The sequence below is a fragment of the Pseudarthrobacter oxydans genome, from assembly GCF_034258515.1.
Lineage (GTDB): Bacteria > Actinomycetota > Actinomycetes > Actinomycetales > Micrococcaceae > Arthrobacter.
This window is the reverse complement of sequence record NZ_CP139438.1, coordinates 2,485,247-2,510,626: the sequence shown is the minus strand read 5'-3', so window position 1 is coordinate 2,510,626 and position 25,380 is coordinate 2,485,247. Positions and strand designations below refer to the sequence as shown.

The 25,380-nt window shown below is 61.5% G+C and carries 14 protein-coding genes and 2 pseudogenes; 10 read left to right on the top strand and 6 right to left on the bottom strand.

The window, feature by feature from the left end:
• Positions 1–226: 226 nt before the first annotated feature.
• From SMD14_RS11330 to SMD14_RS11320, 3 genes and pseudogenes are all read left to right on the top strand, one after another.
• Positions 227–5,038 (top strand): sacsin N-terminal ATP-binding-like domain-containing protein, encoded by a 4,812-nt coding sequence (locus SMD14_RS11330; protein WP_321213698.1) that lies wholly within the window; start codon positions 227–229, stop codon positions 5,036–5,038.
• 81 nt (positions 5,039–5,119) lie between these two features.
• Positions 5,120–5,404: pseudogene (locus SMD14_RS11325) on the top strand (integrase core domain-containing protein); the annotation flags it as partial.
• A gap of 213 nt (positions 5,405–5,617) precedes the next feature.
• Positions 5,618–6,907, top strand: a complete 1,290-nt coding sequence (locus tag SMD14_RS11320; RefSeq protein WP_013601589.1) for an ISL3 family transposase — start codon at positions 5,618–5,620, stop codon at positions 6,905–6,907.
• A gap of 250 nt (positions 6,908–7,157) precedes the next feature.
• Here SMD14_RS11320 and SMD14_RS11315 read toward each other — a convergent pair whose 3' ends face one another.
• On the bottom strand, positions 7,158–9,521 hold the full coding sequence (locus SMD14_RS11315; RefSeq protein ID WP_321213697.1) for a hypothetical protein: 2,364 nt from the start codon (positions 9,519–9,521) through the stop codon (positions 7,158–7,160).
• A gap of 368 nt (positions 9,522–9,889) precedes the next feature.
• Here SMD14_RS11315 and SMD14_RS11310 point away from each other — a divergent pair.
• The 6 genes and pseudogenes from SMD14_RS11310 to SMD14_RS11285 all read left to right on the top strand — a co-directional run bounded on the left by SMD14_RS11310 (position 9,890) and on the right by SMD14_RS11285 (position 17,979).
• Positions 9,890–11,030 (top strand): annotated as a pseudogene (locus SMD14_RS11310) (IS3 family transposase).
• Positions 11,031–11,546: 516 nt separating this feature from the next.
• A complete protein-coding gene (locus tag SMD14_RS11305) occupies positions 11,547–12,668 on the top strand; it encodes a hypothetical protein (protein WP_321213696.1) in 1,122 nt (373 codons plus the stop codon).
• 3 nt (positions 12,669–12,671) lie between these two features.
• Positions 12,672–13,817 (top strand): hypothetical protein, encoded by a 1,146-nt coding sequence (locus tag SMD14_RS11300; protein ID WP_321213695.1) that lies wholly within the window; start codon positions 12,672–12,674, stop codon positions 13,815–13,817.
• Positions 13,814–15,580: an Hsp70 family protein gene (locus SMD14_RS11295; RefSeq protein ID WP_321213694.1), complete on the top strand. Its 1,767-nt coding sequence runs from the start codon at positions 13,814–13,816 to the stop codon at positions 15,578–15,580. The genes SMD14_RS11300 and SMD14_RS11295 overlap by 4 nt, the downstream gene beginning before the upstream one ends.
• A gap of 2 nt (positions 15,581–15,582) precedes the next feature.
• The gene (locus tag SMD14_RS11290; protein WP_321213693.1) at positions 15,583–16,926 is read left to right on the top strand and encodes a hypothetical protein; all 1,344 of its coding nucleotides are present in this window, start codon (positions 15,583–15,585) and stop codon (positions 16,924–16,926) included.
• Between the two features lie 366 nt (positions 16,927–17,292).
• Positions 17,293–17,979: a hypothetical protein gene (locus SMD14_RS11285; RefSeq protein ID WP_321213692.1), complete on the top strand. Its 687-nt coding sequence runs from the start codon at positions 17,293–17,295 to the stop codon at positions 17,977–17,979.
• A 346-nt stretch (positions 17,980–18,325) separates the two neighbouring features.
• Here SMD14_RS11285 and SMD14_RS11280 read toward each other — a convergent pair whose 3' ends face one another.
• The 4 genes from SMD14_RS11280 to SMD14_RS11265 form a co-directional block, all read right to left on the bottom strand.
• The gene (locus tag SMD14_RS11280; protein WP_321213691.1) at positions 18,326–19,864 is read right to left on the bottom strand and encodes a DUF222 domain-containing protein; all 1,539 of its coding nucleotides are present in this window, start codon (positions 19,862–19,864) and stop codon (positions 18,326–18,328) included.
• A 69-nt stretch (positions 19,865–19,933) separates the two neighbouring features.
• Positions 19,934–20,701 carry an SCO1664 family protein gene (locus SMD14_RS11275; protein WP_321213690.1) on the bottom strand — a complete coding sequence of 256 codons (768 nt, stop codon included), beginning with the start codon at positions 20,699–20,701 and terminating at the stop codon, positions 19,934–19,936.
• Positions 20,701–21,255 carry a DUF3090 domain-containing protein gene (locus SMD14_RS11270; protein WP_321213689.1) on the bottom strand — a complete coding sequence of 185 codons (555 nt, stop codon included), beginning with the start codon at positions 21,253–21,255 and terminating at the stop codon, positions 20,701–20,703. The genes SMD14_RS11275 and SMD14_RS11270 overlap by 1 nt, the downstream gene beginning before the upstream one ends.
• Before the next feature lie 24 nt (positions 21,256–21,279).
• The gene (locus SMD14_RS11265; RefSeq protein ID WP_321213688.1) at positions 21,280–21,972 is read right to left on the bottom strand and encodes a histidine phosphatase family protein; all 693 of its coding nucleotides are present in this window, start codon (positions 21,970–21,972) and stop codon (positions 21,280–21,282) included.
• A gap of 362 nt (positions 21,973–22,334) precedes the next feature.
• Between SMD14_RS11265 and SMD14_RS11260 the strand changes: the two genes are divergently transcribed.
• Entirely contained in the window at positions 22,335–23,303 is a 969-nt protein-coding gene (locus tag SMD14_RS11260; protein WP_157241995.1) for a metallophosphoesterase, read from the top strand.
• 82 nt (positions 23,304–23,385) lie between these two features.
• Here SMD14_RS11260 and SMD14_RS11255 read toward each other — a convergent pair whose 3' ends face one another.
• Positions 23,386–25,242 (bottom strand): substrate-binding domain-containing protein, encoded by a 1,857-nt coding sequence (locus SMD14_RS11255; RefSeq protein WP_321213687.1) that lies wholly within the window; start codon positions 25,240–25,242, stop codon positions 23,386–23,388.
• Positions 25,243–25,380 lie beyond the last annotated feature (138 nt).

The following is a 25,380-nucleotide window of genomic DNA, read 5'->3' as shown; positions in this document are numbered from 1 at the left end:
GCTCTATAATGTCCGGGTCGCGATACTGCTCCCAGTCTCCCCGGAGTGGTCCAGCGAAGCTATCTGACCGGTACGGGGCGCCTGCCACTCCGCCTTCCGACGCGTTCGTCCGGGCAGGGGCTTTGGGTACGTGCGGCTCTAGTGTCGGGGCTGGATAGTGCGAGCGGAGGCGGAAGAAGCCGGGGGGCAGTCCCCTTTGTCGGAACCATGTGGTGGAATGGCGTACATGACTGCGACGACGACCTTGCCTGATGACGTCCTGGAGCGCATTTGCCGCGAGAACCTCGCTGTTTACCGAGAGTCACAGGGCCGGCTCCAAGAGGACGTTAGTCAGGAGTCGCAAGTTGCCCATGACTATCGCGGACGTCTCGTGTACGAGCTCCTTCAGAACGCGGATGACGCACTGGTTGGCGTTGCCAAGACCGAGGACAGGGCGTTGTTTCGACTCACCGACACGGAGCTTTGGGTTGCCAACACGGGGCGCCCCTTCACCGACGCCGATATTCGGGGACTGTGCGGCCTGGGAGCCAGTTCCAAGGCCCAGTCAGACGGCCCCAAGCGTGCCAGCATCGGTCACAAGGGGTTGGGCTTCAAGTCTGTCCTCGAAATCACCGACAGCCCCGAGGCCTACTCCGAGACGGTGAGTTTCCGACTGGGACGGGAGCAAGCGGAAGCGCAGGTGTCTCTGCTATGGAAGGAGTTTGATCGCGGCAAGGTCCGAGCGGTGCCAGCGATGCGCTTCCCATGGGCGATCACCGAGGTGCACAAGACTTGGGACCAACTCCGAGCAGCCGGCTATCACAGCGCGTTTCGATTCCCGTTCCACGAACGCGTCAGCTCCGAACAGAAGGCCGCACTCGCGCATCAATTGTTGAACCTTCCGATGACCAGCGTGCTCTTCCTCAAGCACCTTGAAGAAGTGGTCATTGAGGTTGCGACCTCCACCGAGAAGTCAGACCGTCAGTGGCTCTTGGAGAGGCACCGAGTGACCTCCGCCGGCGTCGAGCGGTGTGTCGGCCTGACCGAATCTGGCCTCTTCAGAGTCGACTTGGTCAACCGTGAAGGTGAGGGTGACCGCTACTGGGTAGCTCACGACGGCAACGTGCGAATCGGCGACCACCGCGATGGCTTGACCGGGCCCGCATGGGAGGGCGTGGACGTGACCGAAGTGTCCGTCGCAGTCCGGGATGCCGACGACCCGCGGGTTAACACAGAGGACCGCCGTTTTCACGTCTTCCTGCCTACGCAGGAGCCTTCGCCCTGCTCGCTACTGGTCAACGGGGCCTTCACGACCGACCTTTCACGCCAGCACATTCAAATTGCGCACACCCCGTCGAACTACAACGGGTATCTCGTACGCCGCGCAGCCGAGACATTCGTGCAGACGCTCATGCCACACCTCCTTGCCGAGGGTGGCCCACGTTACGTACTGCGAGTTCTGGATCGAGACGAAAGCGACTCCGGGTCGGCCGGCGGACTCCTCGCCGACGCCATTGCCGGCGCAATGAAAGGTGCCCGCTTCCTGCCATCAGGACCGAATGAACTCGCCCTCAATGAGGCGGTTTTTCCATCGCCCGTTCTCGACGCGGAGGGGTCCGTCTTCGCTGACCTGCTCAAGGCGGACTGCGTTGTGAACGGCAGACAATTCCCTGATCCCGAGTTCTGTGAAGGATCGCTTGCCAGGGTGTGTGCGGCCTACGGGTCGGTGGCACTCAGCCCGATTGACTCACTACGTGCCCTTGCGCACAACCTCGATACAGGGAAGACAGCGTTAAGACCAGGCCCCGACTCTCGTTATCGGGTTGACCCCGTACTTGACCTCTGCGCGCTCCTCTGGGAACGATCTGGCGCGGCGGATCGACAGGCCTTGGAGAAAAGCGCCCGGCTGGAACCGGTCTTCCCTGTCGGCGAGAACGACGATGGCACCGTCAGGCGGATAACCCTGGAAAGTGAAAGTGCGTTTTACCCGCCGCGCTCTTCGGCAGAGGAACTTCCCCTTCGTAAGTTGCAGTTCCTCGCACATGCGGTCTGCTGGGGCACCCTCGGCAGGACCGAACAGAGGTCGGTCCTGGAGCGCCAGGTGAAGGCTTGGGATGCGCTCTTCGACATCAAAGAGTTCCGCTTCGAGGAAGTCATGCGCGCCGCAGTCCTCCCCGGACTCACGCGCACGGCCGCCGATGCCGAGTTGCGGGAGTCAAACCGCACCATCGAAGCACTCGCCACGATCTGTCGGTTGGCCGGAAAAACCACCAAACCCGACCAGCCCCTCCCCATGGGGCGGCTTGGCTCGGACCGAGCGTTCTTCAATCTCAGCCGCCTTGACGTTCCGTGTCGAGCCGATGCCACCGGCGAGCTGACCTGGGCACCGGCCCATCAGGTCTACTTCGGAAGCGACTGGGTTGGAGATGACTCGGTCGAGACCATCGTTGAAGCGATGGCCGCTGCGGGCGAGGTCATGCAAATCCGATTCCTTGCATCGCCTGACGTGTTCGCCGAGTTCTCGTCCACCATCGGCGTCAACGTGGAAGACGACGCGAGTGATGCAACAGTCGATCCCGACGAGGGAGAAGTCGACCTCGATGACGACACCGACGAAGCCCTGGAGACAACCGTCGACGATCGGTGGCGCAACTTTTTCGCCTGGCTCGGAGTCAGTCGAGGCTTGAGACTGATCCACTTTCACGACGTCGATGACAGCGGGACCGGGTGGACGAACACGAAGGGTCTCGGCCTCCCCGGTGGCTGGGCATTCTCAGGCCTGGACAACGTATGGTCCGAATACCAAGCAGATCTCATCGGCGAACTCTCGTCTGATCCACGGTGGGAGCCGACGGACCACTATCTCTACCAGGTTCACAACCTTGATCGGCTCGACGAGATCGCCAGGGTCGCCCTCCGCAGGGACAACGACGTGGCCGAGGAACTGCTCGACCACCTCGTTCGCAACTGGACCACCTACGCCCGCCACACCCAGGCTGAGTTGGCATTCGTCCGAGCCGGCAAACAGCCGTCGTCAAGGACGCCTCCTTCGCGAGCAACGTCGGAAGAACTCGTCAATGCTGGCCCGGACCTATGGCTCTACCGACTTCGTCACCACGCGATTTGCCCCACAAGCCATGGCCCGCGGCGTCCAAACCAAACGTGGCGTCGATCCGAGGAGCTCGTTCGTCGCCTGGGCCGCAGTGGGCGCGACGCCGACGACTACCTTCCTGTCCTCAAACAACCGACGGGGGTGCCGAACTCGACACTCCGCGCTTGCCTCGACGAACTACAAGTCCGCGGCGAGCTGACTCCGGCCGCGTTCACCGTCGAGGATGCACACGATCTCTGCGTACGCATTTCGCACATCTACCCGTCGGGCATCACCGACCAGGCACTGCGCTCGGAATTGCGGCCGATCTACCGCCAAATGTTCGAACTCCTGGTCGGCAGCACGGTGAATAGCGGGGCGCCACTCAGTGGCACCCCGCTTGCCGCGCGCACCGCGGCCGGGTACGAGTTCCTCGCCGCCCGAGACGTCGTGTACGCATCGGTGTCTGGCAGCCGAGAACGGAGCGGTGTGCAGGACAAGGTACCGTTGTTCGTTCTTGAGGCCGAGCCGGGAGCGCTTCGTCCGCTCCGCGAGCTCTTCGGAACCCCGCTCCTTGAGAGCGCGTTGGAGTGGTCGGTGATGCCGGGCGAGACGGCTCTTGAAGCATCCGACCTCGGTACTTTGCGCCAGGGACTCCGAGACTTGGTCGCACCGCTACTCGCTCGCCTCAGTGCCGATCGAGCTGACCGGAGTGGGGCCGACCGTCGGGCTTTGACCGAATTCGCTGAGAAGTTGGAACCCGTGGATTCGCTCAGTCTGAGCTGTTCATTCCGCGGTCAGAACCTCGGTCAGATTCCGCAGCGGACGTACTACGTGCGCCGCTCGGAGGACTCGGGATTCAAGGGATTCGCCGTGTGGTCAGGCCCTGCGTGGCCTCCAATAGCGGAGGACGCTCATACCTTGGCTATGGCGCTCGCAGAGACCTTGGAGGTCAACACTGTAGAGACCTTCTTATCGTTCATCAACGCGAACCCTGCGCAGCGACAGCAACTACTCGATCTGGCCGGCGCCGCGGAGAAGCTGGAGGAGGTGCAGCAAGACCTTGTCGATCTCGGACGCGCCGCTTATCAGGTCGATCAACTGGCAAACCGCACAGAAGGGAACGAGCTCGACACGACAGACGGCGAGTCAACAGAAGCGGCCACCGGGAACCCAGACCGAACCCCTCCCGCTGCGACCCGTGCCGCTCCGCGTATTCCGCTGCACCGCTATGAGGACCTCCTTATAGATGGAGAAGTCATCCGCATCGAGGGAGCAGGTCCCAAACACGAGACCACAGGAAGGAACGGTCAATTCGGAGCCGCAGGTCACGGACATGGCGACCAAGGGGGTGATTCTTCAGGCACGCCCAGGGCAGCCGCCGGCACCGACCTGAACGAACTTGACCGACTTGGCATGCGTATAACCTTCGCATTTGAGGAGCGACGATTCGTCGGGCAGAAGACCGTCGTACTCCCAGGAGAGACGTCCTCTGAGAATGCGGACGTGCTCATCGTCGACGTCAGCTCGCCGGAGATGATCGTAGCCGCTATCGAACAGTCCACCGTGGTCGAGCAAGTGTTTGACCAGCTCGCTGAGCAGGGCATCAGCGAGCTCTACCCCGGCTTCGACGTTCTGACCGTCAAGGGTGGTTCCATCGATCGAATGATTGAGCTGAAGTCGTCCGGAGTCGACGCGCAAGTTCAAGCCATGAGTTGGAACGAGTGGAAGACGGCCGGGGGCGAACTAAGAAGTCACTTCTGGCTCTACCTCGTCGGCAACCTTCGCGCGGATCTCGAAAACGCCCCACCCTTCGTGAGAGCCGTTCAAGACCCATTCGGGACACTTGCCTCATCAAAATCGGAAGACGTCATACGCAAGCGGACCGTTCAACTACGAGTACGCGAGTTCGCCGCTGCCGATCAACTCACCCTGGAGTTGCGACACGAGGAAGACGCGTTAGCCTAGGACGACACCTGAGCAGGATGGCCAAGTCCACCGTTTGTAAGCGGCAACTTTAAACTGACCGAGTACGGAAGATCTGATTGACAGTTCCGGTCCCGCCGCTTCGTCCAAACGCTCCGCTACCGAGGCCTCACCGGATCCATGGGAAGGGTCGGTGCATGCGCGGACAACGCCGCAGTGGAATCGTTCTTCTCGCTGCTGCAGAAGAACGTTTTGGACCGTCAGCGGTGGCTCACCAGGCAGGACCTCCGGCTGTCCATCACAACGTGGATCGAGCGGACTTACCACCGCCGGCGACGGCAAAGACGGCTGGGAAAACTCACGCCCATCGAATATGAAACAATCAACCGGACCGCGCTCAAAGCGGCCTACGACCCCGAGTCAACAAAAGCCGGGGCAGTCCCCTCCTCATGCTCGCTGAGGTCGAAGCTGCGCGAGTACGTGGCGCCCCTCAATCGAGCCTTTGGAGGCTCTTCGCGGTTGGTGGTGAAACGGGTTCCGTGTCTTGAAAGCTGAAGGGCTCGTAGCCCTGCTGTGATGGATGTTCTCTACGCATTCATCAAGAGTCAGGAGCTACGAGCCTTGATCGAGCCTACTTCGCCGCGCCCCGATGCTGCCACCGCCATTTTCAACCTGCCCGACTACCGAGTCACCGGCACCGAGGTCCTCTCCTTCGGCCAGCGGCGGATCCGGGTCGTGGCCACCACAGAGGCCGGTTGCCCGTCGTGTGGCGTGATCAGCACCCGGGCTCATTCCCGTCGGCCACAACGGTTGCGGGACATTCCTGTCGCCGGGCCGGTCGAAGTAGTCTGGGCCAAGCGGAGATTCTTCTGCGATGAGTACCTGTGCCCCCGCCGGACATTCACTGAAGAGACCACCCAGGTCCCGCGCCGGGCACGGTCCACCCGCCGGCTCCGTGAGGCCCTGGTGGCTGCCGTCATCGGCTCCGGCAGGGCCGCCGCGGAGGCCGCCGCTTCGTTCGGTGTCTCGTGGTGGCTGGTCCAGCGGGCTCTGGATTCGGCGGCGCTGACGCTGCCTGATGTAGATGCCCTGGCCCCGCGGATGCTCGGCATCGATGAACACCGCTACCGGTCCGTGCGGTTCTTCCGCGACCCCGCCACCAAGGCCTGGAAACGCTACGAACCCTGGATGACCACCATTGTCGATCTCGACACCGGACAAGTCCTTGGCATCGTGGATGGCCGCGACAGTGAGGGCGTCGGGGACTGGCTGTTCGCCCGTCCGCTTCAGTGGCGCCTGGGCGTGCAGGTCGTTGCCATCGACCCCTCGGCGGCGTTCCGCAAGGCCCTGCGGATGTGGCTGCCACGCACCGCTGTCTCGGTCGACGCGTTCCACCTGGTCAAGCTCGGCAACGACATGCTCACCGAAGTCCGTCAACGACTCACCCAGCAGACCCATGGTCGGCGGGGGCGCTCCGTTGACCCGGTCTGGGCCAACCGGCGACTGCTCCTGCGCGCCGGGGACACACTCTCGGACCGGGCACGGGACAGGCTCAGCACCGTGTTCGCAACCGACGATGCCACCGGGAAATTGCAGGCAGCGTGGCTTGTCAAGGAACAGCTCCGGGCCCTGCTGACTACCGGCTCTCTTGCCGACGCAGCCGCCGCGAAAGACCGGTTGCAGGTCCTGGTCGAGCGAGCCGCGCAGCCGGAGACGAACCGGCTCTGGCGCACGGTCTGCAGGTGGTGGAAAGAGATCGAAGTCCTCATTGTCACCGGTGCGACAACCGCGAAAGTGGAAGCCAACAACACCGCGATCAAACACATAAAAAGGACTGGCCGGGGATTCACCAACGCACGCAACTACAAAACGCGTATCCTGTTGCGCAGTGCCGCCAGAACAGCGGCATGAACATCCCTCACGGCAGAACGTTCACCACGAACCGTGAAGAGCCCCTTTGGACACCGCAGACAGCGGTTCTCGAAAGCAGGTCTAGCCTTCACGGGCACAACCTGAGCTTATTGGGAGCGTCGTGAACCCGCTCGAGATGACCGATAGCATTCCGTGTTCCTGATCGGTCGCTGCGCTTCGCCGGTTACTGGGTAGGGTTCCGCGAATGAAGCAAGTAAATCACATGGCATTGACCAGGTCTCAAACACCTTCAATCTCTTTGGCGGCGACGCTCCGCAGCAGCACGCACACGCGGGTTCTCATCGAACGCCAGGATCTCCAGAGTACCGACGGCCGTGTTCGGGTTCCCTGCAACTAGTTCACGAATTTCGCCCGACCAACTGTATGCAATCCTGGCAAGGACATGCGCGGGCGAACTTGCGTTTATGGCGAGCCTTCTATGCCGCTCGGCTTCCCCGTAGTCTGCCGGGCGGATGGCTAGCTGCTCAAGGATTGCCTGAGGAGTATTCTCGTTGGCCAGCAACCCAAGTAGAACTTCCTCGCTCTGGTCACCAGCGAGGACGACGAGGGCTTCGCCCGGCGAAGCAAGGTTTGCGGCAACGGCCGCACGGACGGAGTCCTCTGTGTCGCGCACGAGGTTCGCCAAAATACGGCCCGGCGTCAGCGGGTTGGCCGCGACCGCGCGGCGCAAGTCAGGGTTCCTCGAACGCGCATAGTGAACCAGCGCTTCCGCTGGCGCTTCGCTGGAGGCAGCCAAGCTGACAGCAGCCGTGCCTGTGTTGCCGAGCGCGCGCTCGCGAACAGTGCTGTCTTCGTCCCTCAACAGGAGAGCAAGCACCTTCGGAGTCAGGCGAGCCGAACTGCAACGTGACTCGTGAGGTCCAGGGTAGGAGGCAACCGCGGCGCGCACGGCACTGCTTCCGGAGTTCGCCAGAAGCTCAAGCTCCTCGTCTCCTACAGACCACCCGAACCAGCCTACGGGAATACGGTCAATGTGTAACTCGTTCCAATTCGGCTTCCCAAGCAACTCAGGAACTCCATCTGGAACCGATTCCATTCGGACAAGCCAGTTGTTTTCGAAGTGTTCCCTCTGTTCATAAGGGATATGCGGCTCCTGCTGCCGTCTAAGCCAGTCAATGATGGATGACGAAGCGGCCTGCTGCACGGTTTCTTCCGTGTCACTCGCCAATTCGACGAGGTCTAGAAACGAAATGAAAGGGCTTGTCGCCGCCGCAGCCCGGACAATGGGAGCTGAGTCTCGTGCCAGCCTGGACATCGCCTCGGGGTCGTCTTGAAGGAAGGCTTCATGTCGAGCGGCTCCCAGGGCTCGGAGAAGAGCCATAGGAGAGTTCAGAAGTTTTGAAAACTCTGTCCTGCTCAACCGCCGGCGGTACCACCAAATCGTGGTGAAATTGTAGCCCCCATCGACGAAGCGGTTGGCCGTGTCGTATCCGAGCCCATACGAAATGGCACGAGTGACTTCTTCTTCGGTGTCGCCTGCGAGTTCTTCGAGAACGTCGATAGGTGTTTCAGGACTCTGGGCCACTGCAGCACGCGTTAGCGCGTACGGTGATCCAGCTAGTTTGCGCAGGAACGCTGCACGAGGAGATTCCTCCCCATCATCCTCCGGGTAGCGCCCGTACCCGGACCATTTGTGTGACCGCAGACGCTCTTGAAGACTACGGCGCGATTCATCCTCACCGTCCAGGTCATGCTGAACGTCGTAGCTTAAATGACCGTGAACAATCACCGCATGACGGACCTCGGCGCTTTCGTCATCGAGCAGGCGCAGGAGCACGTCGTCCGGCAGTTTGTAGTTTGTCGCTGCGGCTGCCCGTACTTCGGGTGCGGCGTCGTCTGCAAGATCCACGAGAACTTCCGTTGGAATCGTAGCCAAGTTATTCGCCGCCAATGAGCTGCGAACTTGTATGTGATTGTTCTCAGCAAGTTCTAATGCCGCTTCTGGTGGCAAACTGTAACTGGCAGCAAGCCTCGTAAGAATATCCACAGAAACTGACTTCTTTCGGGCAAGTGCAACGCGATGCAAATCCTCGTAGCGGCCGTCTGCGACTTTTAGAGCGAGTTCTCGATCGACTGGGACAGACTCGAGTTCGGCCCATAGAAACTCAAGACGATGCTCGCTGACCTCACCATTTTGCGTGCCATCTGAGTTTTGGCTAGGCATTCGCAGAATCACCGCTGCGGGGGTTGAGGGGTTGTGACCCGCTGCCCTGCGGACGTCTCGTTCGGAGTCGAAGACTAGCTTTTCGAGCGAGCTTGAAGGAGTCGCCGCGCTGCCTGCGGCTGTCGTGCGCGCCACCACGCTTGCGGAGCCAGCGAGCATTGCCAGGTCCTCCGATGTCAGGCGATCGATCTCCTCTTCTGTCAGAGGTCCCGCATAGTAGGAGGTCTGGCCCATGAGCCCAGAACTGTAGTGATCGACTAGCGAGTGACCGAATCGATTTATCCAATACCATTCGTTCGCGTCACGCGACTGCTGGTCGTTATGGTCCCTTTGTCCCATGTGCCAAAGTACATCTAGCGGCGCTTTTCGGATCGAGCGAGAGATTGTCCGCGAGCCAGGCTGGGCGCCGTCAAAATTCGAGCGAGTCATCTAATACGCCTGCCAACCGCTGAAATGCAAGATGAAAATGGCTTGCAGGTATGTGGCATCGGATTTGGTCTCCTCGGCAGGCGATCGTGAAAGCTGTTGGTGCGCTCACCATAATGTCCTGCGAGACTCTGGACAGCAAACGACGAGTTCGCCGTCGTGGGCCGTGGGCCGTGAGATTTTTAGTGTTCTCAACGGCAAAAGCGCCAAGTGCATGGGTCGCCAGGCTCCGTCGTAGATGTATAGCGTGTTCCAGATGCGTGAGCGGCCGAATGGGACTGCCCCGGCTTTTGTTGACTTCGTGACCTGCCCCAGGGATTGGTTACCCGAAAGGGTTTGAGTTTCCGGCTCTCGCTGAGAGGCTTTCAGACATGCCAAGACCCTATCCACCGGAATTCCGTGCACGGGCAGTCGCCCTGGTCCGGGCGGCAAACCCCTAAGCCGGGTTGCCATCGAACTGGGCATCAGCGAAGGGGGCCTGCTACTGGGTCCGTCAGGACCAGATCGGCCGTGGCGAACGCCAAGGGCTGACGACGCCGGAGAGCACCGAGCTGGCCAAAGCGCGGAAGCGGATCCGGCAGCTGGAAACGGAAGTGGAGATCCTCAAGCGTGCAGCGAAGCTGCTCGGTGAGGACCGGCCGGACCCAAAAGGATCCACCCGGTGATCGGAGAACTTACCGGTGCCGGGTTCCCCGCGAAGGTCTGTTGCCGGCTTCTGGGCGTGAGCAGTCCCGGATACTACAAGTACCGGAACCGGCCTATCTCACCGACGCGGATGCGCCGGCAATGGCTGACCGGGCTCATACGGGAAGTCCACACCGCCAGCCGCGGCACCTACGGTTCCCGGCGGATCCATGCCGAGCTGACACGCGGCATGGACGTTACCGTTAGCGAGCATCTGGTCGCGGAGCTGATGAGCCTGGCCGGAATTGCCGGCCTACCCGGGCCGGCGAAGGTCAAGCGGCTGCTAGGCATAGCAACCAGCGATGACCCTGTGCGCCGCAAATTCCACCGCCTGTCGCCGAACGAGCTCTGGGTCACGGACATCACCGAGCATCCCACCAGGGAAGGTAAGGTCTACTGATGGACACCTTCAGCCGCAGGATCTTGGGCTGGTCGATCGACAGCAGCCAGGACTCTGCCCTGGTCGTCAACGCCCTGGACATGGCCATCAGAAACCGGCGGCCCGTCCCGGGCGGTATTGTCCATGCCGACCACGGCGTGCAGTTCACGTCCTGGGCCTTCACCAACAAGATCCGCTCAGCCGGCCTGATGCCCTCGTTTGGGACGATCGGAGACGGCTATGACAACGCGATGATGGAATCCTTTTGGTCCAGCATGCAGATCGAGCTGTTGAACAGGAAACGCTGGAAGACCCGTACCGATCTGGCCAACGCGATCTTCGACTACATCGAGATTCTCTACAACCGCCAGCGCCGCCATTCGGGGATCGACTATCGGACTCCGATCGAGCACGAGCTACACTGCCAGAACCCATCCCAAACAGCCTGAGACTCATTCTTCACGTGGTAACCAATCCCTGGGGCAGGTCAAGGAGTCAACAAAACCGGGGGCAGTCCCAAGCCGGCAGTTGACACCGCTGAGTTTCAGGACTTCTTGACGACGCGTGTCGACACCATCCCGTCTTGAGAAGGTCTACAGCCGATGAATCGTTACGTAATTAAACCGCGCGTCTAAGGTTATGCGAAACGCGGTCGCGCCGACGGGAGGCAACGCTCCTGACGGCCGGACCGTACACGGGGCGTCACTTCCGCGACGCGGCCCAGAACAGCGATATGATCACGGCAAAACTCAAGCGGCCCAACCTTGACCGGTCGACGTTTTGGGGTTCGTCGGAAGGAAACACGATGGTTAGCACATCCGCCGCAAGGGCGCGCTCAACGTTGGGGCGAATTAGGGAACTTCATGGAAATGAACCTGCTGTTACATGTAGCCGTGTGCCCGTAACCTCTAACCGGCCAGCCCGACTCATAAATTCGATCTCGGCCGACGGCAGGTAGATGCGTCATGGGTTTCTGGCACACCGGTTACTTGGAATTTCATGAGCCAACTGAAGAAGGTACGGGCACGGTGGCAGAACCGCTGCCAGCGACGTTCCCTTGCGCAACGTGCGGGGTGGATTTTTTTACCGACCGTGATCTCCGCGTGCATGCATTCGAGGGACATCCAACGCGAAGGCCGGTTCTTGTGTTGAAGGGACGGGAGTGTGGCAGGACCCGGCTGACTCTCACCAGCGCTACCTCGCCTGAAGATTGGGTAATTCGCAATACTGACGCGGTGGCCATTAATGGCACTGGGACCTCGATCGCAAATGCTGTTGAGTTTTTGGCGGCGCAACGCGGTGGCGTTGTCGACGTAACGCTCACAAAGAGCGATGTGGTGCAGGCGTTCCAATTCGAGTTTGCTCTTGCCGACGTCGACCATCTTGAAAGCGTGGATGATGCTCTGAAACGCCTAATCGACGGAGGTGAGCTGAGCCTTCGGGCTATTGACGACTTCATCATGCGCTCCAAGGGCTACCTCTCTGCCGGCAGGTATCTGTATGGTCTCGCGAACTACCTGTACGGCGTCCTGGCACGCGAGGGGCTCGCCGAGTCCGGCGTTCGCGATGACCTGCAGGACGGCGGTGGCTATCAGGGCAAGTACGACCAGGCGGTGGGAATTCTAGGTACCTTCGATCGACCTGCAGCTGAGGCCATTTGCGGCATCGTTGCTTTCCACTACAACCACTTCGAGCGTGCCATGACAAAGACCAAGAGCCAACGCGTCGCCGAAGTCTCTCTGCGCTTTCAGTCGCTCCTCAAGAGGGAAACCTACTTCGTCGGTGATCTAGCGCCATCGCCACACGCCAGCTTGGATGTTGCGCTCAGCGACTCAGTGATCGAACAGGTGCTTGGGTGGAGCGCCTTGCCGCTCGATGGCACCGCGGCGGCGGAGATTGCCGAGCTGTCGGCCAGTATTCACCAGCAGCGACCGTACGATGCTTTCAAACTGCATTTGGTCGCGGCCGAGCACGCTTTGGCTGAAGGGGACATTGCGACAGCCGGCCAGCATGCAGAACGTCTTCGTTACAGCCGTCTCGCGGAGGGCTGGTATGCAGGCTTTCGCACTCGAGTTCAAGGAGTATAAAAAGTGACATCAGACGCGGGACCGAATGCGGTAGCTTCCGACAAAAGCACTGATGTGACCCTGAGACAGGAGTCCAACCCCATCAATGGACAGCTGGGCAATCAGGAAGGGGCTAAGAAGAAGGAGCGGCCAAAGTCCATCCTTGCCCTCATTGAGTTCGCGTATGGCGAAGAGGGACGCAAGTTAAACCTTGCGCGGAGAGATTTGCGCGAACTTTCACTGCAACCAGACGCAGCGCAAGCCGAGACCGATGCTGTGCGACGTTTGGCGGTTGGCGACCCATGTCTTGCGGTGCCGCCCAGCTTATTGGCGGCCGTGGCGGAGCTTGGTCCGGAGTTGCCTGTTCGTCGCCGCATCCTAGACTTAGTTTTGGTGGCGTTTGCGAGTCACAAAGTCTTCGAGAATCGACTTGAACGGTTGACTGGTGTGCCGGGCAGTCCGGTATTGACTGCCCAAGAAATGAATGAAGCGGCCAAGCGAATCACGTTCGATACGCTAGGCCTTCACACGGCGTCAGACTTCAATGAAGGCGCCCGGGAGCGGTTGCGTGTGAACGCTGTCACGGCCTTCGGACTCTTCCGCGTCCTCCACGATCACTGGACAGCGGACCAGTTCATTGGGGATATGGCCGCTTGGATTTGGAACGCCCCTAGGGACCGAAGCGTCCCTAGGGTCGCCGCGCTCCTGGCAACTGCAAAGAACAGCGATGCGCTTAGTCAACTATCGAGGCACTCGGAGGTTCGTCTCCAAGAGTCGACGATGGCGACCGAGAAGGCGCTTGCTCAAGCCCGACGGGAGGAGCTCCGTGCTGTAACGGCTGAGGCTTCCGCCAAGCGGCTGTCTGCTGAGCTTGAGGATGCGATCGCTCGCACTGCTGAGCTGGGTGCAGAGGCCGAGACTTTGAAACGACGACTTTCGGCAGAGCAGAGCAACAGGGTCGTGGATCAGAGCCACCACGTTGATGACTACGAGGCGCTCCGAACGCAAGTGATTCGACGATTGACAAGGCAGGCCGAGCTTTTGAGCAAAGGACTTCATGCGCTTCGTAATGGCAGCGCAAACGTCGCTGACGAGTTCGTTGACCGGGCAATGAGTGCCATTGATAGCGAGATTGCGCGACTTAAGGACCTGGAGGAAGGAAGGCAATGACGGTAGGTTTCGACTTCGGCACCACCAACAGCTTGGTTTCTGTGGTGGCAGGCGACCGAGTCGTCGACGTTCTTGATGCGGAAGGCCTGCCCCACGCTTCCGTTGTCCGCTATGAAGGCGAGGACGTTATCGTCGGGCGCGAGGCGCGACATGCATTAGAGGAAGTCGGGCTTGGGGTGTACGGCAACACCGTACGCTCGCCGAAGTTCCTTCTAGGACAGGAGATCGTCAGCGTTGGTGGGGTCGAGCGCAGCCCGATTGACATCGTTGCGGATGTCATCCGGCACGTTCGGACGGAGTCGCGCCGGAGCGGTCATCGTAAGGTGCTGGGAGAGTTGGACCGCGCCGTGGTCACCATCCCTGTGAACATGAACGGACCGCGGCGCGCGGCTCTTCGGGAGGCTTTCGCCCAGTCGGAAATTTCGGTGACCCAGTTTGTACACGAACCGCTCGCCGCCTTATACGGCCACCTGCGCGGGGCGACGGACCCTCAGGCCGAGATCCGCAGGCTCATGAAACGCAACGTCCTCGTTGTGGACTGGGGTGGCGGAACATTGGACCTTACACTCTGCCGCATAGAGCCAGGCCGCATCCTTCAACTCCGCAACGGTGGTACCGACCAGGTAGGCGGAGACAAATTTGACCGAGTAATCCGTGACGAGGTGGTCGCGAGGTTTTCGAACAAGCATGGAATTTCCGGGTTCGATCATCCGACTCGCGACGCGCGCCTAAGCCTGCTGCAAGAAGCGGAAAGCAGCAAGATCGAGCTCTCAGACCGGCCAAGCGTCACGATTTATCATGCGAGCTACTTTGCGGAGTCAGGCACTACCCTAGAGTATTCCCTGAGCCGGCAGGAGCTGGACGGAATCACGCGACCGCTTGTGGCCGCTGGCATTCGTGAGATCGAGTCGCTTCTAGAGAGTGTCGACATGGCGCCAGCCCAGATCTCGCTTTGCCTCGTGGCTGGCGGTATGGCTGCTATGCCGAGCATCCGCGGCCGACTGCACGAAATGTTCGGGCCCGAGCGCGTTCTTATTCCAGAGAACAGCGCAACGCTAGTTTCTCAGGGAGCAGCTTGGATCGCGCACGACGCACAGCGCTTGGTGCTAGCAAAGCAAATTGAACTGGAGATGGCACGGGGCTTGAGGCTTCCCCTTCTGCGGGCCGGAACGGCCATGCCGAGCAATGGCGAAATATGTCGTGACCGATTCCACCTGTACTGCACGGACCCGACTGATGGTGTCGCGAAGTTCGCCATCGTGGCACCCTCCGAGCTCTCCGAGCAGCCGCAAGCGAGTGACCCGCGGACATCGATCGGCATGGTAGCCGTCGCTGTGGACAAGACGGCGCCACCATTGGTCGAGCGTCTAGAACTTGACGTTGAGGTCGACGACAATCTGATTTTGTCTGTCAGCGCAACGTCCAGCAGGCGAGCTGACCGGGCGAGTGCCTCTTACTTTGATCTGGAGTTCGGCATAGGTCTTCCGGGGAGCAGCGACCTACGGGATCTTGATGTTACTGATGCTGACGTTTGGGTGCCGATCGGCGGACTCGTTGTCCGTGCGAACGTAGCTGACCGGGAGGACACCCGCCTTGTCCCCGGGGACGTGCTATATCAGCACAAGCGCTGGGCGTTCTCGAGGCTTCCTGGGCCAGACCAGGCCACCGACGAGCAAATCCTTGAGCATCTCTACTACCAGCCATGCGCGGTCTGTAAACGCCAGTGGGGCGACCCGGCGTGTAGGTGTGCCTCGGTGGCTTGACGATGGCGTCACAACAGGTTGTTGTCCGGGTGGTGGATGGCGCGTCTGTAGTTGAGGAATCCGTTCGACGGCCAGTTCGGCTGACGCCGGACGGGTACGCTGGCATCGTTTATGCTGGCGCGGTTTTCCCGCTCTTTGCCGACAATGTCATCGACATGGCTGGACCATCTTGGGAAATCGAGGACTGTAATCGCTTTCTCTTGGCGGGCGCTAGTGTGCCGTTTGCGCGGAAGGCCGATAATGCCTTAGCGCAGCAGTCGTTCATAGAGTTTCCCGACGAGTGGAACGTTGAAACGACCAGGTTCGGCCACTACGTCGTCTTCAACGCCTCAGAGCGGCTTGCGGCTGAAGTCGTCGCTGCACTGGAGGCGGGAGGCCTCTCAGTTCAGCGGTGGGATGTCAGTCACCGCACTGCCGCAGATGGCAAGTTCTACGACTGGTTCGCTCGCCTCCGCGTAAAGGGCACTCACACCGACGCCCTGTCTCGCGTTGCGGCGGTGTTCTCGCCCGTATCGGCTGACTTGGTGGTTGAACCTTCGCCGACTCAAACAGATACTCGCTTCGAGGACCTTGCAGCCCAGGTCGAGCAACTGCTGGATCAGACTGTCGAACTCAGGGAGCGTCTCGATGGGTCGGAGAGCCAGGTTACACTTCTGCGCCAGCGGCTCGCGGCAGCGACTGACCGGGAGTCCAAACTCGCCAGCGAGTTGAATCGCGCTTTGGAACACCAAAAGTCTCTGCTCGGTCAGATCGCCGAGCTGGGCCGTGCGCCGGAGCAACCCTTTGACACCAGGGCGTTCTTGGTCAAGCAGACAGAGACCGAGGAACTTCTTGAATTCGCACTGGCTGAGAACGCCGAACTCTACAGCAGCGTCGGGAGCTTACGGGCGCAGGCAGAGCAAGGCGATGCACGGGTCTTGTCCTTGGAAGCAATGGTGCTAGGCCTACGCGAGAGGCTCGAAGAGGTAGGGCACCAGGAACGAGAGCGGCGCCGCGCTGCTGCCGCTCCTGTAGCGCCTCGCCGAGGCGTGCTGGGCTTTCTTGACACGGCCTTTTCGCGGCTTACCTTCGTTCTGGACAGCATGGAGGTACTGGCCAACCTCGACGCACCCGCGTCGCTGCTGCGTTCGCTGGTGCAGATCGATATGGGCGAGAACGTGGGGAAAGACCTCGAAGGCCTACGTGGCTGGCGAGAAGTCTCCAAGCTTGCAACGGGCGTTGCTGGCAGCGAGGACATGGGCCGCATTTACTACAAGCCTGATGGTGCCCAGGTCCTGGTCAGTGTTCACGTCAAGCAGGACGACAAGGAACAGCGCCGCCACCTTGAGCGACTTCGCTCGATTTGAAAAAGGACCCCCGGCCAGCCTGCAAAACAGCTGCCGCGTCTGACTTAATGAAATCGCATCCGGGTAACGGACGGACGAGTATTTGCCAGCTCCGAGCGGCTACTGACTCAGTGGAAACTACATCAGGGGTGCTCCTTGAGACCAAGTAAGTCAGTCGTTCAAAGTCGCTGTACGATGCCCACCTCACAGGCCGGATATGGTCTAGGGGTTTGTATTTGAGCATTGCAGATGTAGATACCGGTGCATAGCGCGTGTATGGAGTCACGGCGACGTCTAGTCCCAAGAGCCCACCAGTTGGCCTAGAGCCTGCCATTATGTAGTAAACACCAGGTTTGCTTGTCGAATTTTTGAAGGAGTTTCTTTTCATTGAGTCATCGCACGCCAGATTCTGGAAATTCCATTGTCCATGAGTGGCGGGCCAGACTCCGCGGCTGGGATCCTGAAAGGAAAACTCTTGTCGTCATTTCCTTGGTGCTCTTCGGTCTCTTCCTTTTCACGACAATTGGGTGGATCTCGGGGGCCCGACCAGCCGGTCCGGCCTGGGATGCCATGGGTACGTGGGCGGGCGTCATTGTAACGGGCCTTGGGTTCGCCTGGGCCGTTTTCACCTTCAAAAACGACCAGCGACTAAGGTATGAGCAAGAACAGGTCGAGCGCCTTCGACACGCCCAAGCAGTGGCAGTTGTATCGACAGCCTCCTCCACTCCGGACGATGATCCGGTAACTGGTTCGACTGATCAGCCGCCATCAAAAAGTTGGACAACAAGATTTCAGTGGACTGTCCAGAACGCCGGCCCCTTCCCCATATTTCAACTAATCGTCTTCGTTCCGCATCTTGCCGTATCGGGAGAAGCGAGCGGGCAGCATAAGCAATTTTCTATGGGTAATGTTCTTCCGGGAGGATCTGCGGATGGAAGCAGCTCACAATGCATTGCTAAACGAGGATCACTCGATGGTTTTGACGTGGTCAACTTCGCTTTCACCGATGTATGGGGGACCCGCTGGAAGGGAAACGCGGGGCAGCCAGTCGCGCGTCTATTGGCAGATGAATGAATCGCAGTTGACTAGACGACTTCGGATTGAACCTTGTTCCGACATTGGGTGCAGCCGCGGGTAGGGCTCGGGCACATCGGCCTAGGCAAGGGTGCGGCCCATCTGCGTGCCGATCCGTGGTCCGGTCGCCGGTGCGCACCCCATTCTGGGTGGCCGCCCAGCAGCGGGCCTACGCGATAGTTTGCTGCCGTGCAGCAGAAAAGGTCAACTAGGGTGGAACGTCGCCATCACGAGTCCTAGGAACACTTGCGGAAATAATGGGGTCAGCTATGAGGAATGGGTCAAGTAGATCGGAATCTCACAACTCCGCACGATTTGTGCGTGGTCCCTTGTGCTTTGCCGGCAGTTAGTTGGCATCGAGGTAGGCGCGCAGGAACTGTTCTGCGGCAGACGGCGGTACCTTAAGGTAGTCCGCGGTCCCGCCCAGGGCGGTGGGCATAGGCGGGTAGGGCCGTTGTGGTTTCCATTCGCCGGCTTCCGGCGCGAGCGTGCGCGGCCAGTGGGGCGGCTCCCAGTCCTGGTGTTCGCTTTTGTAGTTCCGTCCTGATGGTGAGACCCAGCCGGGCGGCTCATTTTTTGTTGCCGGCGTCGGTCTCCAGCCGCTGGCGTGTTTGAGTCTGTGGTGCCGTGGACAGGGCTGTCCCAGGTTGCTGATCCCGGTGGTTCCGCCGTGATGCCAGGCCAGGAGGTGGTCTGCCTCGTTGTCCAGGGAATGGTTGCTGCACCCTGGGAACGGGCATTTGCCGTCGCGCATCCGTAGCCAGTTCCGCATGGCCTTCGTGAGCCGGTAACTGGTGCGGCCGATTTCCAGGGGTGCCCCGTCCCGTGGATCCACGAGCACCCGGTGGAACGAGTCCGCTCCGTTGGCCACCAGATTCCGTGCCATGGAGGCAGGAATGGGTCCAAACCCGTCGAGCATGGCCGGCTCCTCCGTCGCCCCGAGCAGGGAGAAGACAGGAACGGTAACCAGGATTTCGGCCCGGGGCGTAGGTACATCGGCAAGACCGCTGGCCCCTGCATCCGGCCCAGCCCCGGTCGCGGCGCTGACGCCGTTGCTGCAGCGGGTGCAGCCGTTGTCGCTGCGCAGGGCTGCCGTTGCGAATACGTCTGCCCGCAACTGGGTGAGCGTCCGGGCGTCGTTAGGCCCCTGCAGGCCCCGGGCGATGGCGGTAATGCGGTTCCAGATCGCAGCCCCCTGGTCCGCCGGCAGGTAGGCAGACACCCGCGCCATGCCGTCCTGCTCCGGGGTGTATTCCAGGCATCTGTCCTGCACTCCTTTAGCATGGCGTTTTTCGATGCTGTCGGGGTGGTGCCGTTCGCGCCAGGTCCTGGCCTTCCGCCGGAACCTGAAGGCGGGCATCTCGCCGGCCGGACAGCCGCGGGCAGGAGTGGCCGCATCATCCCCGAGGAAGTGGGCTTCAAGTGCCCGCGCTGCGTCGCGGTCGAGGGTGGCGGTTTCGTCCACCATTACCTTGGCGTGTTGCCACGAAACGGTTCCCGCCTGCAGGGCTGACAGGGTCCGGGGTAGGGACGTAGCCAGAGCATGGGATTGTACCAGCAGCATGCCTGCGGCCCGATCGCCGATGGCCAGGACGCAGCCCACCTCGGCCGCTATCGCCATTTCCTGGGCCTGGACCGGCATGTCCAGAGGCGCTGCCGCCCGCGCCGAGTCCGCATAGGTGGCCGCTGCCTCCGCCTTCAATCCCGCGATTTGGGCCTCAGCCCGTGCGCTCCCGGCAAGGACGTCCAAGCACTCATCAGCCACGGCGGCCAGAGGGTCGGTGTCCGACGCCGGCCCGCAATGGGGCCGGGCGACTTCGGCGCGAATTATGGCAATCGCGTCGTCGATCGCCCCAAAAGCCTTTTCCACCGCTTCGCTTGCCATGTAGCCATTATTGAAGGAGGGTGTGACATTTTTTGTGCACCAGTTTGCGAAGCCCGTAGCGTGATTCCCTCAGAACAGCGGCCAGGGCACCGCCGACATCTCACCGCTCGGAGCCGGGAACCTACCCGCCGAGCGTAACCGGGCGCAGCGCGCGGCGAGCGAGGCGACTTCTTCGGCGCTGAGCAGGTCCGCCAGGTTTCGGCCCAGCTCACCGTCCAGTCCTTCGCTGACACGGTCGATGCCCTCAAGTTCCTCGACGGTCAGGGCATCTCCCAGCCACCCCCACAGCACCGTGCGCAGCTTGTTGTCACGGTGAAAGGTAAGCCCGTGGTCCACGCCGTGCCGGTGGCCGCCCGCCATGGCAAGGATGTGGTCGCCTTTGCGGTCGGCATTGTTTACGACGACGTCGAACACCGCCATGCGTCTGAGCGCCGGAGAGTCCTCATGGATGAGGGCGACCATCCGTCCGTTCTCATCCTGCCCCTCAAGGACGTGTTTCCAACCGACCTCCGGTACGTCGTCCGACGCAATGAGGTCCACGGCGTTCTGGCCGGCGTCTGTCTCCTGCCACAGCTGCACCATCCCTTCGCCGAACGGGCCATCGCGCAGCCAGGTGCGAGGCACCACGTTCCAGCCGAGGACCTCCGAGACCAGGTAGGCGGCAACCTCCCGGTGGGCAAGGACGCCGTCGGGAAAATCCCACAGCGGTTTCTCCCCGGCTATGGGCTTATAGACAACTGTCGTGTTGCCGATGCTGCCCACGAAGGTGGCGTTCGACGCCGTCGTAATGCGCCCGGTGAGCGTCAGTTCGGCCGTCACCAGGTCAGGCGCCGGCATCAGGCCTCGGGCAAAGTGCAGACATGCCCGTCCGCGTCTACGGGGTAACCGCAGAGCGGGCACGCAGGACGCCCGGCGCCCACAACCTCCCGCGTGCGCTTGGCAAATGCGCGGGCGGTGCCAACCGGCATCCGCACCAGTAGCATTTCGGGCACGTCGGCGTCATCCTCATCAAGCAATTCGTCGTCGTTATCAGCGTCGACATCGGTGATCGGGTAGGCCTCGATCACGACCTGCGCCGTCGTCGGGTCCCAGCCCAAACTCATGGCGCCCGTCCGGAACTGCTCCTGAACGGCCTCGAGCTGGTCATTGTCAACCAGTTCAACGGGAGTGCTGGTGGGAACGCTGTGGGGGTTGCCCTCGATGTTGAGAAGCTGGTCGAGGATTTCGTCGATCTTCTCCGCAAGCAGGGCCGACTGCTGTTTCTCCATGGCGATACTCACGATCTGAGTCCCTGCCCGCACCTGCAGGTAGAACGTTCGTGCCCCCGGAAGGCCAATGGTGCCAACGACGACCCGATCAGGCCAGTCGAACTCATGAACACGTGTAGGCATAAGAGCATTCTAGGCACAGGCGCTTCATGGCGCCCCTTGCCCTGCACCGCCGCCCACCGGCGCGTCGACGGACTGGATGCCGTTCGACAGCCAGGACAGATCCCCGCCATCGGTGTTGGTCGCGTAGACGCTTGGTCGTGTGGCGCCGTAGCGCACGATCGATACCGAGGCAGGGCCCACGTTAATGCGCTGGAACAGGTCGAGGTGCATGCCAAGCGCGTCGGCAACAATTGATTTGATGACGTCACCGTGACTCACCGCCACCCAAACGGCTCCCGGCCCGTACTCGGCTTCGAAGGCTGCATCGTGGCGCCGAATCGCTGCTACCGCCCGAGCCTGCATCCCGGCCATGGATTCACCGCCGGGAAAGACGACGGCGGACGGCTGCGACTGCACAGCGGACCACAGGTCTTCGGTTGCGAGATCACTGAGCATGCGGCCCTGCCACTGGCCGTAATCGCACTCGGTGAGATCGGGTTCCACCGGCGCGTACGGATTGCCGGTCTGGCGGTCGAGGATGAGCTGGGCAGTTTGCTGGCAACGCTCGAGAGGGCTCGACACCACCCCAACTACGGGCACTGCCGCGAGCCGTTCTCCGGTCAAGGCCGCCTGCTCGCGCCCGATCTGGTCCAGGCTGACACCGGCGGCCCGCCCGGCCAGCAGTCCAGTGGCATTGGCTGTGGTGCGGCCGTGCCGCACGAGAATAACTGTCGCCATCCACCCAGCCTATCTACCCGTTCGACGGCGGTGTCCCCGGACCCATGAAGATTTTGTCCGGCGCTGGCATCGGCCCTTCGGAAGGGAGTAGGCGTGCCCGTCGGGGACCTGGGTAGGCAATAGCCCGCACCATGACGGTGCGGGTGGAGTCGCTGGTGGATGGCACGCGCTGCCGCCGTCGGCCACCCTTTCATTTGGTCAAGACACAGCATCGCGGCCCGCCGAACTGCCACGGCACCATTTTTTGTTGTCCCTTGGGACTTTGGCCGAAGTTTACGGTGTAGCCCCTGCTGCGTTGCCGCAGCGTCACCTGGCGCTGCTTGGCTCGTGCTGTTCCTTTCCCTATCACCCAGGAGCTCACGATGCCGATCCAGTTCCCCGCATCCCACATCAGCCATGGCCAGAGCCGCCGCAGCTTCCTGGGCATGAGTGCCGGTGCGGCCGCCGCTTTCGCCGTCGCCGGGGCCCCAGCAGCAGCCGCAACTACCCGCGGCGCCGAGCCGCCATTGCGGTTCGGAGTCATCGCCGACTGCCAGTACGCTGACAAGCCCGACCGCGGTGTCCGGCTCTACCGGCAGTCCATCAGCAAGCTGCAGGAGGCGGTGGCCACCCTCAATGAGGAAGACCTCCGCTTCGCGCTGCACCTCGGCGACTTCGTCGACGAGTTTCCGGAGAGCTTCGATGCCGTGATGCCCATCTGGGAGCAGCTGCGGATGTCGAAGTACCACGTACTCGGCAACCATGACTTCCAGATGCCCCGCGAGGAGGTGCTGCGCACCATGAACATGCCGGCGTCGTACCACCAGTTTCGCCGCAACGGTTGGCGATTCATCATCGTGGACACGAACGACGTCAGCACCTACGGCAACCCCGAAGGTTCCGCCAACTACGTACTGGCCGAAAAGATGCGGGCCGAACTGCAGGCGGCTGGCAAGCCGAACGGACAGACCTGGAACGGCGGTGTTGGTCCGGAGCAGCTCGCCTGGATTGAGCAGACCCTTGAACTCGCTCGCCACAACGGCGAAAAGGTTGTGCTCAACGCGCACCACCCTGTCTTCCCCCTTGACCAGCACAATGCCTACAACGACACCACACTGGTGGACCTGGTGACCTCGTACGACAATGTGGTCGCCTGGTTCAACGGCCACAACCATGCAGGCAACTACGGCTTCGCCGGTGGCACCCACTTCATGACTTTCAAGGGCATGCTCGACACGACGGTGAATTCATATGCGACTGTCCAGGCTTACGACGACCGCCTGGTGGTTGAGGGCTTCGGACGCGAGCCGAACCGGATCGTCCCAATAGGCGCGCCTGCATACGAGGTCTGAGGGAGGCTTTCGCCGTTGACGCGCCCCGGTTGTGTGCCGATGGATTGCGCGTAGCAGTCGCCAGATCTCGTGGCGGGCGGCCCTAGAAACTGGTCACCAGTTCGCTGAGCACCTCTTCGAGCCTGTTTGGATCGGTGGCGTCATAGTAGTGGGCCCCGCTGGCCTTAGCGATCTCCCTAAGGGTGGGGACATCGGCGTCGGGACCGTAAGCGAGGGTAAAAACCAGGACCGGCGTGGAGTGGTTCTGACGGCTCAACTGTTCCGAGAGACCCTTCAGGTCCCCCGGATGGGTGGTGTCGTTTTTTCCGTCGCTCAAAAGCACGATGGTGTTGATGAAGCTGTCCTTGTATTCCTTCGCTTGTTCGCCCGCGAAGCGGCTCACCGCTTCAAAAAGAGGCGTAGCATCTACGGCCTTAAGTTCAGCGAGCTTGGCCTTGAGGTCGTCCTTGTTGGTTGCAAAGGGAGCTACGGGGCTTACGATGCCCGGTGTCAGGGGACCGTCGCCCACGTGGGAGAAGGCCGCAAGCCCAATCTCATCTTCGCCGACGAAGTGGTCCAGCGCCTTGAGTACGGCGTCCTTGGCCCGTTGCAGCTTGGTCACTCCGGTTTCCTGCACCATGGACTCCGAGACGTCCAGCAGGAACAGGGCCCTGGCCCGCTTCCGGACATCGGCGAAGCTGTCCTTGATGTCGTTGAGCACCTTGCCCTTGGGAAGCGGCAGCGGCTGGAGCGTCTCAGCGTACCGTCCGGTCGCGGCCACGCCGGCATCCAGCTTCCCCTGGATGCTGCGGTACCCGGATGCCTTCACAACGTGTTGGCCCTGTTCCGTTACTGCGAACGCGAGAAAGTCCTCGGCCGCCATGCGCTGCTGGCGCCCCACCCAATCACCGTTAAGGATTACTGCGGGGTTGTCCGCTACGTGCACGCCGTCGTCCGGATAAATGGCGCGAAGGGGTTCCTTCGGCGCGGGACCGGATTGCTTCGTTTTGCCGTCCTCGCTGACGACTCCCCGGTTGTAGTCCCAAACAGACTTTTCATCCACGATCACCGCGGAAAGGAACTCCGAGACCCGCCCGGCGTCGTCAGCCTGCCTGGCGTGCCACAGGAAATGCTCGGGAGTGGCCATGTAGTGGCTGGTGCCGAGCTCCACGTCGCGCACCTTCTCCACCAGCGATGGTGCGTTCAGATCCATGCCCTCCAAACCTCCCACGCTGCCGCCGGCGGCACCGTAGGAAGCTGCGAGGGCCATCAAGCCCGACGTCGAGACGAGCGGGCTGGCCTTGCCGAACTTGAACTTTCCCCAGTCGCCATGGCCCTGGCGTTCCCACACATCCTGTTCCCCGGCCATCCGGAAGACCTCAGACCACGACGGCGGGTTGCTGTCCCAGCCGAGCGCGGCGGTCATGGTCTCCGGCATAGCCACCACAATGGCACTCCGGGCGAGGCTGGTTCCTTCCTCAGGGACAAGGCTCCCACCGGCACCTTCCCGTGCGATTCTTAACCACGCGGAGGAGTCCGGCAGCCAGATGGCGGGCCTGTCACCTGCCGGCACACCGGGGAATTGTGCAGCAACCTTGCCGGCAGCGACACCCGATTTTTCCTGCATCACTGCAGGAGCCACGCATTTGCCGTCCACGCTCCGGGGTTTCGCCGTGTACTCGCCGGCCAGGGCACGGACCATGTCCGCGTTTTCCAGCGAAGTGAGGATATTCAAGGGGATGCAGGGAGCGCTCCCGGCGGCAGCGGGAGGGCTGTCCTGCGCCAGGGATTCACTTACTGGAGGTGTCCCATATGCGCCGCCCTCTCCTGAATCGGCGGGAAAAATCACCGCCCGCAGCACGAATGCGGCGCCTACGATCAGGAGTGCCACGGCTGCCGCTGCGGCAGTCCAGATCCAGCGTGGATAAATCGGGTCAGTTGCTGCGCGTCGGCGGCCCATGCACGTTTCCTTTGGCTTCCGCCGGGTTTCCCCGGTGTGAATACAAACATGAAACCGACCCGCGGCCGTGAAACCGCGATTGCGCCTAGCCCCCGCCCGAATGCCCCCGCAACCGGAGACGCACTTTGAGGATAACCC